The following is a 16,305-nucleotide window of genomic DNA, read 5'->3' as shown; positions in this document are numbered from 1 at the left end:
GTATATCAGCTTGACCTGCGATGGAGTCCGACCGCACCGTACCGAACCACCGAAGCGGAAGAGTTGGACCGAACCTTTGGGTCCGAACACCACGGTGTTGGCCTCAAGCGGCCTTCGAGCGTTGACCGGCGTGAAGCCGAATACCTAGTGTTCACAGCGGAGTCCAGTCCGGATAAGTACCTGTCGTAAAAAAACCGGGTGGCCTCACGGGGGCTGACAGTAGCCGTTAGCACTACTACTTCACGCCATGAAAGGACACAGATATTCCATGGCGACTTCCGTACCCGCGCCGGTGGACCCGGCGCAGACCGTGGCCCATGACCTCGCCGCTGATCCGCCGAGCCCGGTTGAGGAACACCCGCTGTTCCGTCAGTCGGGTCTGACCATGGCCTGGCTCGACCGGAGTCTGACCGTGCAGCAGGCGAACCAGGAGTTCTTCGGACGGTTCGGCGGGGACACGACGCAGCCCTGCGGCAGACCGTTCGCCGACCTGGTGCATCCCAGCGTCCAGCAGCCGCTGCTGCGAAAGTTCGCCGGGCTCACCGAGGGGAAGAGAGACCGCTTCACCAGTGAGGTGCTCGCCGTAGGGCCCGACGGCCGCGCCTTCACGGCCTCCCTCTCGGCCTGCGTCGTGCGCAGCAGCACCCCCGACGTGTCGGCGATCTGGGTGATGATGGCCTCCGGCGACGAGCCGGTGGACGGTGAGGTCATGCCCAGCCGGAAGAAGATCCTCAGCGAGATCGACGCCCGGATACTCGAAGGCATAGCCGCCGGAGTCTCGACCGTTCCGCTCGCGGCACGGCTCTACCTGAGCCGACAGGGAGTGGAATACCACGTGACTTGCCTGTTCCGGAAGCTACGGGTGCCCAACCGGGCGGCGTTGGTCTCGCGCGCCTACTCGATGGGCGTGCTCAAGGTGGGTGTGTGGCCGCCGAAGGTCGTCGAGGACTTCGTCAAGTAACTGACAGTGGGGAGTGCCGGGGTGCGGCCGGGGAGACGGGCCCGGCCGCCCCGGCCGTCGTGTCCTCGGCCGGAACCGCGAGGGCGGCCACCAGGAGGCCGCCGCTGACCAGCCACCGGCCGCTCAGCCGGTCGAGCGGCCGGCCGTACCGCCGCAACGGCGAGGGCGCAAGGATCCGCGCGGAGAATGCCCCTGCCGAGAGGTCGATCGTGATCCGTGCATCCTCGAATTCAAGTCGACGACGCGTCGCCGGGTACCAGGCCTTGTAGACGGTCTCCTTGAGGCTGAACAGCAGGCGGTCCCGGTGGACGCCCGGCGAGACGACTCCCAACTCGCGCACCATCGCCAGCTCCTCGGACAGCCCAATGCTTTCCAACACCCCTGCGGGCAGGGGGGCATGGGGCTCCGCGTCCACGCTGAGCATGCGCACGTCCGTGCTGCGCGCCACGGCGGCCGCCCGGTACCCGGCGCAGTGCGTGATGCTCCCGACCACACCCTCCGGCCATCGGGGGGGCGTGGTGCGGGCCGGGCAGCAACGGCGCCTCCGGGACGTGTAGTCCGGCAAGTGCCTGCTTCGCACACCACCGCCCGGTGGCGAACTCCCTCCGACGGGCGCCGACCGCATGCCGCACGACCAAAGCCTCCAGGGGGTGCAGGGACGCCTGCGGCAGATCACCGAAGGCCTCGACGCCCACCACGGACCGCGGGAGAATGCGCTCGATCACACCGAACCTGTCTCTGGACGGACGGTCACCGGAGTGGCCAACCGGGACCAGACGGCGATCAGATGGGTGGCCCACTGCCGACGGTCCGCTGCCGACTCGGGCTCCGCCGGCGGACGTGGCCCGGCGCCGGTCGCGGGCACCGAAGCCAGGACGGAGTTCAGCGAGTGCAGATCACACACCCAGTCCAGCAGCCCCGGCACGCCCGTTCTCTCGACCGAAGTCATGCCACCACCCCCTCACCCGGTCACGAGGCTTCGAGGCTAAGGACGCCGGGCTAGTGAAACTCGTAGGGACGGCGGCCGGACCGCCTACAGCCGCTCCATCGGCACGCCCGCGTACGCCTCCCGCAGAGCGGTGACCACCGGGTCGTCGGTGCGGAAGACGACATCGTCCACCGCCGCCACCGACTGCACGCCGATGGCCGTGTTCGTGGCGAACGCGGCCCGCATCGACCGCAACAGGCCGTCCGTCACCGGCGCGGTGACATGCCTGCCGTGGGCCGACCGGAGCAGCCGCATGGTGACCCCCGGCAGCACGTTCGCCTCCGGCCACACCACGGACCCGGCCGCGTCCACGAAACCGATGTTCCAGGTGCAACCTTCGGAGACCAGCCCGTCGGCACCGGCGAACAGCACATCGTCGAACCCGGCGAGCCGAGCCGCACGCCGCAGCCGTATCTGCCCGAAGAGCGCCACGTGCTTCACCGTCGGCGCGTCACGGTGGTAGGTGAGCCGCTGCACCCGCAGCGGGCCTGCGACGCCACTTGTGGGCCGTACGGTCACCAGCACGCAGGGTCGGGCTTCCCGGTCCGGGGCGGTCAGGGCCAGCCCCGGGACGAACACCGTGACGCGGACGGTGCGCCTTCCGGCGCACCCGCTCACTTCCCGCCGTACGCACTCCCGCACCCATTCGGGATCCAGCTCCGCGTCGAACACGGTCCGGCAGTCGCCGACCAGCCGGTCGAGGTGGAGCGCGAGTCCCCGTACCGCGCCGTCCTCCACGACCATGGTGGTGAAGTGTCCGTAGTTGGTGAGCGCCAAGGCCTGCATGTCGGCGGGGCCGACGGGGGATCCGTTCAAGGTAGCCATGCCCGCAGTCTGCCGTGGTGGGCCTGATGATTCGCCCAGGCCTGTACGGTGGAGCGCCGGTGCTGTGCCGGCCTGGCCCTCCCGTGCCACGGCCCACGACCACAGCGCTGATGGCACGACGCGTCGTCTGACTCACCAGGACGCACATCGGCGGCGGTGACGGCCGTATTCTCAGAACCGGAATGCGTTCGCGAGAAGGTGTCGACCACCTCGTACGGCACCCGGTGCCGGCCCCCTTCCTGCTCGTCGTGTCGCGCCGGGACCGCCAGGCCCCGGCCGCCCTCACCACGGCGCCGGCCCGCGGCGCCGACACCGGCGCGGTGCTGACCATCGCCCTCGGCCCGCCCGGCGAGCGCCACTGCGTCGAGGAACTGGCCCCCGACCTGCCGCGGCAGCGGGCCGCCGAGATGTACGCGACCAGTGAGGGTAACCCGCTGTACTTCCTGGCTCTCCTCCAGGCCCACCGCACCACCCGGCTACCCGGCGCGGGCCGTCTCCCTGTTACGGACGGCAACGGTCCGCCGCTGGGCCTGGAGGCACTGCTGCTCCACGAACTCACCCCGCTGGATTCGCCGGCGCGCTCCGCCGCCGAGGCCGCCGCCGTCCTGGGCGACCACGTCACCGCCGGGTGATGCGCCGCGACCTGATCCGTACGATTCGTACGGATGGCAGCGGGCACTGCCTGACGCTGCGCCACCCGCTGATCCGGACGCTCGTCCACGAGCACACTGACGCCTGGCCGCGGCACGAGCTCCACCGCAGAGCGGCGGCCGAGCCGGCCCGCGCGGGAGCACCGCTCGCCGAGCAGGCGCATCACATCACTGTCGCCGTCGGCGCAGGAGGGTTGAGGGGGAGGCGGGCACAGGGACCGGTCCTGCGGGGCCCTGGCGGTCGGCCGCTGGGGGACCGACACGTCTGCGTGAGGTGTCGTCAGATAAGTCAGCACTTGGTCAGCATCAGTTCCCACGTTCCGAAGATGCTGGCCGATGCGAAGGCTGGTCGGCAGCGCCACAACGGCCTGATGCCCGCGGAAGTGCAGGCCAGGAGCGTTCTCGTCCGCGGCGGTGGATTTTCCTTCAGATCTCCGACCCGACGCCTGCCGGTGTAGAGTGCAGGACGCCCTTGACCTGCAGAAAGCAGGCAGGGAGCCGTCTTCGAGGAGTCCAAAGTGCTGCGTACTCTGTTCAAGTCCAAGATCTAGCATTTGGGTGTTGTGGCAGGTCAGGGCCCTGATCGCTGCCTCTAGGTCAGCAAACGGTCAGCATCGGTCGCGGAGCGTCCCTGCTTGCTGACCAGATAGCCGCCATGACGGGGGACCTGGGCACAGGTGCCTGGCTCCCGCTGGGGACGTTCGCTGCGTGACTCGACAGCTACCTGAGTGAGTGGGCTGCATTCGGAGCCGAAGCGGCGTGCCCTGTGGATGCCGCCTGCCCCCTCCGGCCGCTACCCTGACCTCGCCCGCCCCGGTGTCCTTATCGTCCATTGCGCCGGCGCCATGGGCCTCGGCTTCGGCAGCGTCGTCATTTCCGACACCGAGACCGAAGCCGACTCCACTGCGGCGGCCCTCCGCGTAACCTGCTGCGTCATGATCACCCGCGCCCGCGAGCGGGGCTGGTCCCGGGTCTGCAGGGCAGCCGGTTGCCGTGCCACCTGGGGGCCTGCACGGGTAGGCGATGATGCGCTAAGCGCCCACTGGGTGAGATGTCCGAGGGAAGGGCGGGCGCCCGCCCGACGTACGTGCGACAGGGGACCCCCGTACCCGCCATGCCGCCGCCTCCCAGCAGTGATACTGGATGCATGGACACGACGACCACCGCGCCCCGCGCCGAGGTGCTGCGGGACCGCTATCGCAGCCGACTGCCCGAGCGCTTGCAGGAGCTGGCCGGCCCCATCGAGGGCAACGTGGACCTGCCGCTCCACATCGTCTGGTCCGGGCGGACGAGCTACAGCCTGGACCGTCCGAAGTCCCGCATGACGCTCTACCGGACCGTCCTCGCCGAAGGACTGCGCGAGGACCTGGTGACCCTCCTGCACTACCGGCTGCTCGCCGAGCAGTGGCCCGTGCTGCGGCGCTTGATCAGTCCCTACATCCGCGAGGTCTGGGAGGACGCCTTCCCCGAGCTGCTCCGCACCGCTCCGGCCGACACGACCGCCGCGTGAAGCTCACTCCGCTCCACGAGCGTCTCCTCGCCGATATCCTCGACCTCGGCTCCCCCTACCCTCTGGTCCTCACCGGCGGATACGCCGTGCAGGCCCACGGCCTGGTCGAACGCTTCAGTCGTGACCTCGACGTCGCCACCGAGAACCCCGCTCCGATGCAGGAGATCGTCGCCTCACTCACAGCCGGCCTCAGCGGGCGCGGATGGCGGACCACGCACGTCCAGACCGATCCGCTCAGCGGCCGGTTTCTCGTCACCGATCCGGACACCGGCGAGGAGTGTGAGGTCGACGTCCTCAAGGAGGCGTTCTGGGCTCCGCCTGCCCAGACCCCCTACGGCCCCGTTCTTTCCCTCGACGACGTGATCGGCACCAAGGTCCGTGCCCTCGCCGACCGCGGCACCGTCCGCGACCTGATCGACGTCCAGGCTGCCTCCCGCCACCGCTCCACCGCCGACCTCGAATCCCTGGGCCGCCGTCGCGCCCATGACGAGTTCAGCCTCGAAGACCTCCGGGACCGGCTGATCGGCGCGGACTGGTACGAGGATGAGGACTACACCGCGTACGGGCTCACCTCTCGGCAGATCGAAGAACTCAAGGCGTGGGCGCTGGAGTGGGCGGAGGATCTGGGTGCGCGGATCCATGACGAGAACGCCTGAGAGGCAGTCAGCGCGTCCATCCCCTCTACCGCCGTTGCAGCGAGAGCATGCGGTGTAGCCAGTAGGTCCCAACCCGGAGCCGTCCACGGTGGGTGGCTGCCCTGCACGGCGGATGTGCAGGGCAGCCGAGTGATTTCCCGCAGTGGACTCACGGTGAAACCGGGCTGCGGTATGGCACACCCCGGGCAGCGGCCGTACGCGGGAGTCAGAGCCCCGGGTTCCGCCGAACCTTGGAGAGGAGCCGGGACGCTGCGAGCCCGCCTGTATCTAGGGTAAGGAGCGCGGTCTGGCTGTACTCGCGCCAGGTGCGCAGGTGGTCACTGCTGCGGGGCTGACGTTCGCCAAACATGCCCAGCACAATCCGCATCTGTAGCTGCTCGAGACGCTCAGTAAGCCAGTCCCGCCGGACCAGGAGTGTGTTGATCGTTCCGGTGGGCCTGGTGCCTCGCAGGGCCCTCACGACTAGTTGGCCTTCCGAGGTATGCCAGTTGCCGTTGTCGGGGTCGCGGTATAGACCGGCTCCGTTCATGAGCCGCGTGCAGGGGAGGGCCAAGCCGGCAGGGGCTTCCATGGAGCAGTCGTGACCGCTGCTGCTCCATGAGTACTCCTGGAAGGCTGGATAGGCCCTGAGGGGGGAGCCGTCGGTGGTGCGGGCGAACCTTTCTGGGGACGCGGGGACCGGTAGAGGTTTGGACCACTGGGCGGCCAGCTTGTGCAGATTGGCAAGCCGGTCCTCGTCAGTGAGGGCTGTCTTCGTGCGGCGGCCCTTGAACTGCTCCAGAAGGTCGAAGATCTCCTCGTCGTCCAGATTGCTGGGATCGACAACTGTGGGAGAGCCGCTGTCGGCTTCGCTCGTAACGGGGCCGCCGTTGGGTGTGGCGGGTGGTTCGGAGTCGCCAATTGCGTAGTCGGGGTGGGAGAGCGTGTTGCCGTCATCCGTGTCGTGTTCGAGCATGGGAAGCTCGCCCAGGTAGACGGCGTGCCAGGCGGGGGGTTCCGGCATCCAGCGGCCCATGAGACTGCGCGAACTCAGGAACTCCATGACCTGTTCGTGCTGGGCGTCCTCGACGAGCCAACTGTGCACGATGTGCCACTGTTCTGCCTGGCCGGTCCAGTCTTTCCCGGCGGCGTGATCGGAGACGTACTCGTTGAGTACGACCCAGACAGCTCCGCCCAGGGTTCGGCTGCCCAGTTGTGCGAGGTCTGGCAGCTCTTCGGTGCCTTCAATCCACTCTTCGAGTCGGTCACGTTCGGGCAGCGAGGGAGCAGGCGGGTTCCACTGATTGTCGAGGACAGTCGGGCGGAAGGTGTCGTGACGGGTGTCTGCGTCGGGTGCCGGGACGGCGTCGACCGGTTCGGACAGGGGATGAGGGGCCGGCGGGAGCGTGGGATCGATGTCGGTCAGGTACAGTGCCGCAGCGCCTGGATAGTAGGTGAACTGGCGGGTCGGTCCGTGTTTCATGTGTCGATGGTTGGCGAGGCGTTCGACCAGTTCATGCAGACCCAGCCAGGAGTACTTCTTTCCGAAGCGTTCTGCCTTGTGGCCTTCCCGCCCGCCGCGGCCCTGACCGTAGATGTCGTCGATGGCACCGAACCTCTCAGGCGTCCAGCCGCGGCGGGCGGCGTTGTCGAGGACCCAGCGGCTGGCCCACTCCTTGTCGACAGTGGCTGCGGCAAGTAGCTGTTCGCGGGTCGGGGCTGGCGTACACGCGGCGAGCAATTGCTGCTGCCCCTCGTTGAGGACTTGCCGCTGCCGCCAGCTGTTCTTCAGGAGCGTTCTGATGCTCTCGTCCGATGCCAGGACGTCTCGGACAGCTTCAGGCAAGCTGTCCCGGAACAGGGCAACAGCCTCGTGTACAAGCGGTGCGGAGTCGGGCTGCGGAGGACGGGGAGTGGTGAGAGGTAGATCGCTGAAATGGTCGACGGCGGGGCGCACCTCGTAGTTGGTGAAGTCCGCCAGTCCCGAGAAGGAGGACCTGAGGCTCGCCCATAGGCGCTCCCCGGCCTCTCCGCGAATGGGGTAGCGGGTATCAAGGGTGTTCTCATTCGATGCTTCCCCAACCTCTGGGCATGCATGGGGATGGTGGGTGCGTGCTTCTTCCTCGTCGCTGACACGCCCTGTTTGATGTGCGATTCTGACGATTCGGGTGGCGGCGTCGCACAGCAGGGCGTTGCGCGAGGCGTGAGCCGCCCCAGCTGCATTGCCGTAGGCACTGTCGAGGATCCGGCGTGCAACGCGGGCCAGCAGTTCGGGCTGAGTGCGCGATGCATCGGTTCGGGCCAGAACGCCGTAGGCGGCCAGGACGAGCCTTTCGAAGAGGTAGGGGTCGTCCACCAACGCGGCGTCCTGGTCGAGGAACTGGTCGAGCAGCCCGACCAACACATCGGGATATCCCAGGAGGAGCTGGACGACTGCCTTGGTGGCGCGGTCGCGCAGAAAGCGGTTGGGGGAGGTGAACGTCCACACCAGGGTGAGGGCGGCGAGCCGCGCGACTTCCTCGGGTGGCTCCTGCGTTGAACCTGTGGCCGTCATGAAGGCGCCCGGCCGCCGCACCCACGTGGTGGCGGGGGCCGGTAGAGGGCGGACGCGGTCCGGAGTGGGAAGCTGCTCCGCCCAGCGCAGCAACCGGTGCAGGGCTGAGGTCTCGTTCAGCATCGAGTAGGTGTCGATGCCCCACCAGGCGTCGCGGTCGGCGGGGGAGTGGCTGAGCAGGTTGCGATGCAGCTGGTCGGCGTTGAGGCGGTGGCCGGGCTGGGTGGCGACCGTTAGTACTGCCTCCAGGACCTCTTGGTCCATCTCCCATTTGGCGGCCGCTTCGTTGAGCAGGTCCACCGTCCGCTGGGTGACATGGTCACCCTTCCGCAGCCCGAGTGTGTGGACCACGCTTCGATAGAGCGTGTAGGCATGGCTGGGAGGACGTCCCTCTTCGTTTGTCTCCTCCCCAAGAGCAAGCAGGTCGATCAGTTCATGGCCAGTGACCTCCGGCAGGAGGACGGTGGCGGCGTCGATGAGGTTGCCCGAGGCATCGGCCAGCCATGCCCTCAATGCCGATCCGGCCTGCAAGACACCCGATGCCTTCGCCAGCTCTAGATCCTCGCTGTGCTGATCCAGCATGGCGCGGACAATCCGGTCGTCGCTGAACGCTTGGTAGGCGAAGCCGATGCCGGCCTCCAACGTGCCGCTGCTGTGCATATAGCGGTCGGTGGCCAGCACCCCATGGGCTACTAGCTGTCCCAGCATGGTGTCCGGCCACGACGTCCGCCCGGGTGCAAAGGAATCCACCACCGTCCGTGCCTCAGCGTGCGAGACCACTTCCCGCCCTTTTGCTGCCATGAATGTGGCCAGCTCCTGTACCGCCTGATGTACCGGGCGTTCGGCCGGGTCCAGAGACAACCGCCCACTGATCTGTCGCGCGCGCCTGTCTACGAACGCATCGAACACCGCACTCCGATGCAGTGTCGTCGTGGCGGTGTGACGTCTTCCTTCAGGCATGGACAGCACGGTGTCGCTGTACAGCTTGACGAACAGAGGGTTGGAGAACGCAGGAGTCAGCAACGGCGTACGCGGCAACGCTGAAGGAGCTTCGCGCAGGTACGCCTCCAGCGCCTCGACCTCATGGCCGGTGAACCCCGGGTGCTCGGTGACTGGAAACCCCCTTCCCTTCAGATCGTCCGGGAGAACAGCCCGAGCCAACGACGACCGGCATGAGACCACCAGAGCCACGTGCTCGTACCGTTCCATCTCGGCTGCGAGCACCGGCAGCGTCACGCGCCAGCCTCCGGGAGCGTCAGAGTCGTTGAGCGCATCGATAAACAGCGTGAAGCGCGCGTCGCTTGCCGCGCCCGCAGCATCCATCGCCTGCAGTAGGACCTCGTGTGGAAGCGCCCCGAGCCCCAACTGCTGAGCAATCTGCGTCAAAGGGTCCACAGCCGACAACTGTTCAGCGAAGATCGTCAGCGAGGGACGGCCTTGCTCCAGCGCACGACGGGTGGCATCCACCAGAAGATGGGTCTTGCCCTGTCCCGCCTCGCCCAGCAGTACCCAGCGCCCAGCTTCAGCTGCTTGGGCCGCGTCGTTGAGACAGAACGTCCGCAGCTTCTCCGCCCGCCGCCGCGCTCCGCCAATGGATGAAGTGTCCTCTCGCGACCAACCTCGAGAGCCTGCCTCCTTCTCCTCGGGGGTCGCCGAATGTGCTGCCTCGTTGGACACATCCTGCATCTGGCGGCCCGCCTCCTGAGCCTTTGACAGGAGTCGGGCCACCTGCGCAGCCGCAGCGGCCATTGCCGAGGCCGGCATCCACCCCGGGCCAACCTCGCGCACTACCGAGAGCAACTCAAGGGCACCTTCGGTCGCCTTGGCAACCCCGTCGGACATCTGCGCGTACAGCTCGTTGAATGGTGCTCTGCCCGCTTCATTCAGCCCGGCAGGTAGGACTCGTGCCAGCGAGGGCACTCCAGGCATGGCGTCCACGAGATCCTGCGCACACGCTTCCAGGCGCGCACGGAACGTCGACGACAAGGCGCAGCCGTCAATGACTGACGCGATCGGCAACGCCACATGATGCTGGGGCGTGTAGCGGTCGTGGGCGATGTTCTCTGCAACTCGCTGTCGCTCACGCAGCCACTCCAAGCCCAGCGCACGCTGCTCGAAGAAGAACCACTGACGCCCTTCGTTGCCCGGTTCCAACAAGCGCTCCAGCAGGTGGCCACCATCCAATAGGTCGATGTCGATGTCCCCAACGCCAGGCAACTCGCGCTTCCACTTGGCGACCTCGTCGTTCCAGCGCTGTCTGGCCCCCCGTACCGGCTTGCCCTTGACCTTGTGTGCCGGGTCAGGCAGGTCGAAGGGGACCCAGAACGTCAGTCGGACGACGTTCCGCACTCCTCGGTTACGGCCCACTGCTGCGACGCTCTCGCCAGCGAGGGGCAATAGCCGCTGGACGTCATGGACGAATTTGACCTGGTGGCCGTGGCACCGCCCATCAGTGGCCTTGTCATACCACTCCACACCCCCGTCGGGAGCAGCGGTCTTGACCGTGACCCATCCAGGCGGGGCAGCGCCCCGCAGCTGAAAGCACAGCTCCTCGAAGGCACGGTCCTGACTGCCGGCCCACGAACGGATGCTGAACCAGTCGAACGCATGCGTGGCCCCGCCACCGGACACTGCTGCCCCCTTGACTGCACGAACGCGGCAGTGGAAATCGCCACGTGAGAGCATCTTGCCTCACGCCGCGGGTGGCCACTGCCCCCGCACGTGGCTACGGCCACTGGGCTTCGACGCCCAGCTACCGTGCCAGGTGACCACGTTGGGGGAGCATCGCATCGCGCTGGCGGCGGTCGCCGCCCAGGTCAGCCGAACTGCCGGAGCGCATCTGCGGGCGGGGAGAGGGTAGCCGTCGGTCAGTCCGGGATCCATCGTATGCGGTAGCGCGCCTGGAGTTCGTCGGCGGTCATGCCCCCTCCGCTGCGCGCGTTCCTGCTGCTCGGCATCCGGCCCGAGCCCATCGGGGAGGGGCGCGTCATCGAAGGCGAGCTCGGGGGTTTCCCGTGGCCCAGGCCGGAGATGCCGACAAGGCCGGGTGATCCGCGCGTTGCCATGAACGGTCCCGCCCTGCTGTAGGGGAGAGTCAGCTGGCCTGGCGCGGCGTCCCACAGATTGTCGTCGGTCAGCAGGCGCGCAAGATCTCGGGGAGCAACGCCGACCTGCTCGGCTACCTGGGGGAGTCCCGGGCGCCGTGGCCGGCGACGGGTTCGGCCAGCATGTACACAGTGTGCGAGGACAACCTGGAGACGAATCTCGGGGAGACCTGGCCCTCCTGGGGAGAGCGGAATCATCAGCTCATCGACGCGGGCGAGGGCGTTTCGGACAAGATTGCGGCCACGTATCGGGAGGCGGCCCGGACGGCCGATGTGGATCCGCCGTACGTGCTTCAGGCGATGCTGGAGAACGTCAGGGGGATGGTTCTCCGAGACCTGGGCTCACCCACGTCGGGACCGGTGGCGGGCGCACACGGCGCACTCCACCGGCCCCGGCGCGCAGAGTTACCTCAGTCGCACGCCCGTGACGTCTTCTCCGTCACCACCACGTCCTCCAGACGCGCGGAGAGGGACTTGCCTCGCTGCGGATCCCACAGCCAGATCCGGTCGCCGGACGGTCCGAAGGTCAGCAACGGGCGCGTGGTAGCAAGCGGTCCATTGAAGACGGCGATCTCCTTGTTCAGCGGCTTTACGCAGACGAGAGTGCCCTCGACCCCGTAATACGGAGCGGGGTCACGACCGGATGCCGCGGCCGTCTGCGCACGAGATGCGGCAACCTGCGCTCCGAGTAGACCTGCGACCAGCGTTATGCCCACAACGAAGAGACTCATGAGCGGGACCCCGACCCGTACGACCCCTCGGGCGTTGACCCACTGGTGGTAGTGACGCATCCACCCTGCGAAGGACACGACCACCAGGGCGAGTCCGGCGGCGATACCGACCGGCTTCAGCGAGGCGGCGTACGACCAGTACACCGAAACCTGGATCGCCTCCGACGGAATGCCGAACCCGCATCTGAGGTACGTCGTATGCAGCAGCCCTCCGAACCAGGGCAAGCTGAGCGCCAGCGCCGGGACGAGCGCCGGCACCACCCAGTTGGCATTGCGGCTGAACCAGGAGTGCGGAGAGCTGCCCACCAGGTGGTACCGGTCGCGATCGATCGATCACAGTCGGGAGCTCGGCTGGCTCTGAACCGCAAGGCTGCGTGTTCACCATTCGGGCTGTCGGCGGCGCAAAACTGTTCCAGGAAGAGGTGACCAGTGTCAGCACGACGGGTTGCGGTGGGTGATTCCGCGACGCGCGGCGGGCACCGGGGAACGGCAAGGAGCGGTGGTGGCGGATGGCTCGACGACGGATTCCATGGGCGCCTGGACGAGGCCGAGAGTCTGTCCGCCAGGTCGTCGACGGCGACAAGGACCTTGCGTGGGCACCTCGCACCGGTTGGCCCCTGCTGGACGGCGGTCCGGTACCCGGACCAACTCGTCGCTGCGCTTGCATGCGTGCAGGGGCGGGATAAGGCAGGCTGATGCCGCTCGACGCACGCGCCGTATTGTCGCGCCAATGGACGCTGCCGCGCCTGAAAGGCCGTCGCCTTTCTGACGGCAGTTGCGGAGGATCTTCCAGTCGTTCATCTGGGCGAAGGTGCGGACGAGGGCCCGGACCCTGCGGGGTTCTGCGTTGTCCTCCTCCTTACCGCGCAGGAGGGGCTGGCTGAAATTCACTCTGATCGAACCTGGATTCGGATTAGGGCGGAGCTGCTGGTGGTTCCTGGAACGCTGACGGCGGGCCGGAGGTCCTGGCCGGCTGCGCCGGACCCAGGGGCTCACGCAGTGCGGTGGTCGGACCAACCCACGTCAACCTGATGAAGTATTAGAAAAGTCAGCAATCGGTCAGCACGAGTCCTGAAAGACCCGGGGAAAGCTGACCGAACTTGCGAACGGTTGTAGGCTGCCAGGACCGCCCTTGACCTGCGTGAAGCGGGCAGGGAGCAGACATTTTGGGAGCTTCTTCATGTTTCGGACAATGTTCAAGTCCAAGATCCACCGGGCTACCGTCACCCAGGCCGACCTGCACTACGTAGGCTCCGTGACCGTCGACGCCGATCTGCTGGACGCGGCCGATCTGCTGCCCGGGGAGCTCGTCCACATCGTTGACATCACCAACGGGGCGCGGCTGGAGACCTACGTCATCGAGGGGGAGCGCGGGTCCGGGGTGATCGGGATCAACGGCGCCGCGGCGCACCTGGTGCACCCCGGGGACCTGGTCATCCTCATCAGCTACGCGCAGGTCGAGGATGCCGAGGCGCGGGTGTTCGAGCCCCGTGTCGTGCACGTGGACGGTGACAACCGGATCGTCGAGCTCGGCACGGATCCTTCCGCTCCGGTGCCGGGTACGGACCAGCGACGCAGCCCGCACGCCGTGGCCGTCTGAGCGGGGTCGGGGATCATGGCGATCGAGTTCCAGGACGACCGTGAGGCCGGACGGCTGCTCGCCGTCGAGGACGGGGCGGTGGTCGGCCACATCGCGTACTTCGTGCTCGCCGATGCGCCCCACGCCCTGGTCGCGGTGCACACCGTCGTCGAGCAGGGGCACGAGGGCCGCGGCATCGCGGGCGGGCTGGTGAAGACCTTCTACGGGATCGCCGCCGCCGACGGGGTGCCCGTGGTACCGCTCTGCCCGTACGCGGCGAGCTGGGCCGCCAAACATCCCGACGAGGCGCCCGAGCCGGCCGCCGAGGTCGTACTGGCGGCCAAGGCGCAGCTCGCCGCGGCCCCCGACCTCGGGTGACCGATCTGCTCCTGCTGCACACCTCGCCCGTGCACGTCCCGGTCTTCGACGCCCTGCGCGACCGGAACCATCCAGGTGCCGTACTACGGCACCTGGTGGTACCGGAGCTGCTGGACCGGGCCCGTGCCGAAGGGGCGGAGTCGGTGGCTCCGGCCCTGCGGGAGCTGCTGCTCCCGCAAGCGGGGCCGCCCGTGCTGGTCACCTGCTCGACCATCGGGGCGACCGCCGAGCGGCTGGCTCCGGCGTTCGGCGTGCCGGTGCTCCGGGTGGACCGGCCGATGGCGGCCGCCGCGGTGCGGGCGGGGGCGCGGATCGCCGTGCTGGCCGCCCTGGCGTCCACCCTCGCCCCGACCTGCGCACTGCTGGCCGAGGAGGCCGGTGAACGGCCCGTGTCGATCGACGCGCACCTGGTCGCCGGTGCCTGGGACCGCTTCGAGGCCGGGGACACCGCCGGCTACCTCGCCCGCGTCGCCGCGGCCGCCGACTCCGTCACCGGCGCGGACGTCATCGTGTTGGCCCAGGCGTCCATGGCCGGGGCCGCGGACCTGGCCACGGGCCCGGTCCCGGTGCTCTCCAGCCCGGCTCCGGGCCTGGCTGCGGGCCTGGCCGCGGGCCCGGCGATGCGCTCGGCCGGGTAGGCCAGGCATAGAGGCCGCAATCGCGGGAAGGTGGGCCGTATGGTGCGAAAGCGAGATGTAGAAGAAACGCAGCCGCCCGTCCCGGGGCCGGGCCCCTTCCCCGACCCCGAGCCCATTCCCCGGCCCGTGCCGCCCGTGCCGGCCCCGGTACCCGAGCCGGACCCGGTCCCCGCGCCGCCGGGGCCCGCGCCGATCCCTCAGCCCGGGCCCCTGAGCTAGGGGGTGCTCCGGCAGGTCTACGACGTGCGGGTTTCGGAGCGGTCGCCGCTCCAGTGGGTGTGGAACGAGCCCTCGCGGTCGGTCCGCCGGTAGGTGTGCGCTCCGAAGAAGTCCCGCTGCCCCTGGGTGAGGGCCGCGGGCAGCCGCTCCGCGCGCAGCGCGTCGTAGTAGGCCAGTGAGGCCGCGAAGGCGGGAACCGGGATGCCCTGGCGCACCGCCGCCACCAGGACGGACCGCCAGCCGTCCTGGGCCGCCGCGATCTCCTCGGCGAAGTGCGCGTCCGCCAGCAGGCTCGGCAGCTGCGGCCGCGCGTCGTACGCAGCCCGGATCCGGTCCAGGAACGCGGCCCGGATGATGCAGCCGCCGCGCCACAGCGAGGCCACGGCGCCCAGGTCCACGTTCCAGCCGTACTCCTCGCTGCCGGCCCGGATCTGGTGGAAGCCCTGGGTGTACGAGACGATCTTCGACGCGTACAGCGCCTGCTCCACATCGGCGGCGAAGGCCTCCGCCGCCTCCGGGGCGAGCACGGCAGCCGTCGGGCCCGCAAGCCCCCGCGCGGCCCCGCGCAGGTCCGCGTGGCCCGAGACCGCGCGGGCGAAGACCGCCTCGGCGATTCCCGACACCGGTACCCCGAGGTCGAGGGCGATCTGCACGGTCCAGCGGCCGGTCCCCTTCTGCTCGGCTGCGTCGGCCACCACGTCGACGTACGGGAGCCCGCTCGCGGGGTCCGTGTGCGCGAGCACCTCCGCCGTGATCTCGATCAGGTACGAGTCCAGGCGCCCCCGGTTCCACGCCCGGAAGGTCTCCGCGATCTTCGCGGGGGAGTAGCCCGCGACCTCGCGCAGCAGGTGGTAGGCCTCGGCTATGAGCTGCATGTCGGCGTACTCGATGCCGTTGTGCACCATCTTGACGAAGTGTCCGGCGCCGTCGGGACCCACGTGCGAGGTGCACGGCGTGCCGTCGGCGGCCTTCGCCGAGATCTTCTCCAGCAGCGGTCCGAGGGAGGCGTACGACGTCGTCGAGCCGCCCGGCATGATGCTCGGGCCGAGCAGCGCGCCCTCCTCGCCGCCGGAGATGCCCACACCCACGAAGTGCAGCCCGTGCTCGCGCAGCTCCCGCTCGCGGCGCCGGGTGTCCTCGAAGTGCGCGTTGCCGCCGTCGATGATGACGTCGCCCTCCTCCAGCAGCGGGACGAACTCGCGGATCACGGCATCGGTCGGCTCCCCGGCCTTCACCATGATGACGATGCGCCGGGGGCGCTCCAGCGCGTCGACGAACTCCTTCGCCGACCCGGCCGCCACGAAGGCGCCCTCGTGCCCGAACTCCTCCACCAGCGCAGTGGCCTTGGCCGCGGTGCGGTTGTGGACGGCCACGGTGAATCCGTTGCGGGCGAAGTTGCGGGCGAGGTTGCTGCCCATGACAGCGAGTCCGGTGACGCCGATCTGGGCTGTGCTGGTGCTCATCGGTGCGCTCCTGCTTGCTTCGGTGTGCCTTCGGTGGGCGGGGAGCACCGAAACTACCCGCACACGGACC

General features: G+C 68.6%; 13 protein-coding genes and 3 pseudogenes. 7 read left to right on the top strand and 9 right to left on the bottom strand.

Going from position 1 to position 16,305, the window contains the following annotated elements; translation table 11 throughout:
- Nucleotides 1–268: 268 nt before the first annotated feature.
- Entirely contained in the window at nucleotides 269–961 is a 693-nt protein-coding gene (locus ACIQK6_RS07985; RefSeq protein WP_402694503.1) for a LuxR C-terminal-related transcriptional regulator, read from the top strand.
- On the opposite strand, the gene ACIQK6_RS07980 is transcribed toward ACIQK6_RS07985, so the two are convergent.
- The 5 genes and pseudogenes from ACIQK6_RS07980 to ACIQK6_RS07960 form a co-directional block, all read right to left on the bottom strand.
- On the bottom strand, nucleotides 954–1,409 hold the full coding sequence (locus ACIQK6_RS07980) for a 4'-phosphopantetheinyl transferase (RefSeq protein WP_402694530.1): 456 nt from the start codon (nucleotides 1,407–1,409) through the stop codon (nucleotides 954–956). The genes ACIQK6_RS07985 and ACIQK6_RS07980 overlap by 8 nt on opposite strands.
- 36 nt (nucleotides 1,410–1,445) lie before the next feature.
- Nucleotides 1,446–1,586, bottom strand: a pseudogene (locus ACIQK6_RS07975) (hypothetical protein); the annotation flags it as partial.
- Nucleotides 1,546–1,656: pseudogene (locus ACIQK6_RS07970) on the bottom strand (4'-phosphopantetheinyl transferase); the annotation flags it as partial. The pseudogenes ACIQK6_RS07975 and ACIQK6_RS07970, both read right to left, overlap by 41 nt.
- A 26-nt stretch (nucleotides 1,657–1,682) precedes the next feature.
- Nucleotides 1,683–1,910, bottom strand: a complete 228-nt coding sequence (locus tag ACIQK6_RS07965; protein ID WP_402694502.1) for a hypothetical protein — start codon at nucleotides 1,908–1,910, stop codon at nucleotides 1,683–1,685.
- Nucleotides 1,911–1,994: 84 nt separating this feature from the next.
- Nucleotides 1,995–2,774, bottom strand: coding sequence for an aminotransferase class IV (locus tag ACIQK6_RS07960; RefSeq protein ID WP_402694501.1), 780 nt, complete (start codon nucleotides 2,772–2,774; stop codon nucleotides 1,995–1,997).
- Nucleotides 2,775–2,956: 182 nt separating this feature from the next.
- Here ACIQK6_RS07960 and ACIQK6_RS07955 point away from each other — a divergent pair, with 182 nt between their 5' ends.
- From ACIQK6_RS07955 to ACIQK6_RS07945, 3 genes are all read left to right on the top strand, one after another.
- A complete protein-coding gene (locus tag ACIQK6_RS07955; RefSeq protein WP_402694500.1) occupies nucleotides 2,957–3,406 on the top strand; it encodes a hypothetical protein in 450 nt (149 codons plus the stop codon).
- 1,165 nt (nucleotides 3,407–4,571) lie between these two features.
- Complete coding sequence (locus ACIQK6_RS07950) at nucleotides 4,572–4,934, top strand: hypothetical protein (RefSeq protein ID WP_402694499.1); 363 nt, start codon at nucleotides 4,572–4,574, stop codon at nucleotides 4,932–4,934.
- A complete protein-coding gene (locus tag ACIQK6_RS07945) occupies nucleotides 4,931–5,590 on the top strand; it encodes a nucleotidyl transferase AbiEii/AbiGii toxin family protein (RefSeq protein WP_400919856.1) in 660 nt (219 codons plus the stop codon). Before ACIQK6_RS07950 ends, ACIQK6_RS07945 begins: the two co-directional genes overlap by 4 nt.
- Nucleotides 5,591–5,795: 205 nt before the next feature.
- Here the strand turns inward: ACIQK6_RS07945 and ACIQK6_RS07940 are convergent, their stop codons facing one another.
- The 3 genes and pseudogenes from ACIQK6_RS07940 to ACIQK6_RS07930 all read right to left on the bottom strand — a co-directional run.
- Nucleotides 5,796–10,754: a hypothetical protein gene (locus ACIQK6_RS07940; protein ID WP_402694498.1), complete on the bottom strand. Its 4,959-nt coding sequence runs from the start codon at nucleotides 10,752–10,754 to the stop codon at nucleotides 5,796–5,798.
- A gap of 883 nt (nucleotides 10,755–11,637) precedes the next feature.
- On the bottom strand, nucleotides 11,638–12,264 hold the full coding sequence (locus ACIQK6_RS07935) for a hypothetical protein (RefSeq protein WP_402694497.1): 627 nt from the start codon (nucleotides 12,262–12,264) through the stop codon (nucleotides 11,638–11,640).
- A 423-nt stretch (nucleotides 12,265–12,687) separates the two neighbouring features.
- Nucleotides 12,688–12,837 (bottom strand): annotated as a pseudogene (locus ACIQK6_RS07930) (IS5/IS1182 family transposase); the annotation flags it as partial.
- 301 nt (nucleotides 12,838–13,138) lie between these two features.
- Here ACIQK6_RS07930 and panD point away from each other — a divergent pair.
- Genes panD through ACIQK6_RS07915 form a run of 3 tightly spaced genes read left to right on the top strand, consistent with a single transcriptional unit; the run spans nucleotide 13,139 to nucleotide 14,553 of the window.
- Entirely contained in the window at nucleotides 13,139–13,558 is a 420-nt protein-coding gene (gene panD / locus ACIQK6_RS07925; RefSeq protein WP_402694496.1) for an aspartate 1-decarboxylase, read from the top strand.
- 15 nt (nucleotides 13,559–13,573) lie between these two features.
- A complete protein-coding gene (locus ACIQK6_RS07920) occupies nucleotides 13,574–13,915 on the top strand; it encodes a GNAT family N-acetyltransferase (protein ID WP_329096679.1) in 342 nt (113 codons plus the stop codon).
- Nucleotides 13,912–14,553 carry an aspartate/glutamate racemase family protein gene (locus ACIQK6_RS07915; protein ID WP_402694495.1) on the top strand — a complete coding sequence of 214 codons (642 nt, stop codon included), beginning with the start codon at nucleotides 13,912–13,914 and terminating at the stop codon, nucleotides 14,551–14,553. The genes ACIQK6_RS07920 and ACIQK6_RS07915 overlap by 4 nt, the downstream gene beginning before the upstream one ends.
- Before the next feature lie 236 nt (nucleotides 14,554–14,789).
- On the opposite strand, the gene gndA is transcribed toward ACIQK6_RS07915, so the two are convergent.
- Complete coding sequence (gndA, locus tag ACIQK6_RS07910; protein WP_329096674.1) at nucleotides 14,790–16,235, bottom strand: NADP-dependent phosphogluconate dehydrogenase; 1,446 nt, start codon at nucleotides 16,233–16,235, stop codon at nucleotides 14,790–14,792.
- Between the last annotated feature and the right edge of the window lie 70 nt (nucleotides 16,236–16,305).

This window comes from Streptomyces sp. NPDC091682, from assembly GCF_044756625.1.
GTDB lineage: Bacteria > Actinomycetota > Actinomycetes > Streptomycetales > Streptomycetaceae > Streptomyces.
The sequence above is the reverse complement of the archived record's forward strand: the minus strand, read 5'-3'. Positions and strand labels throughout refer to the sequence as shown.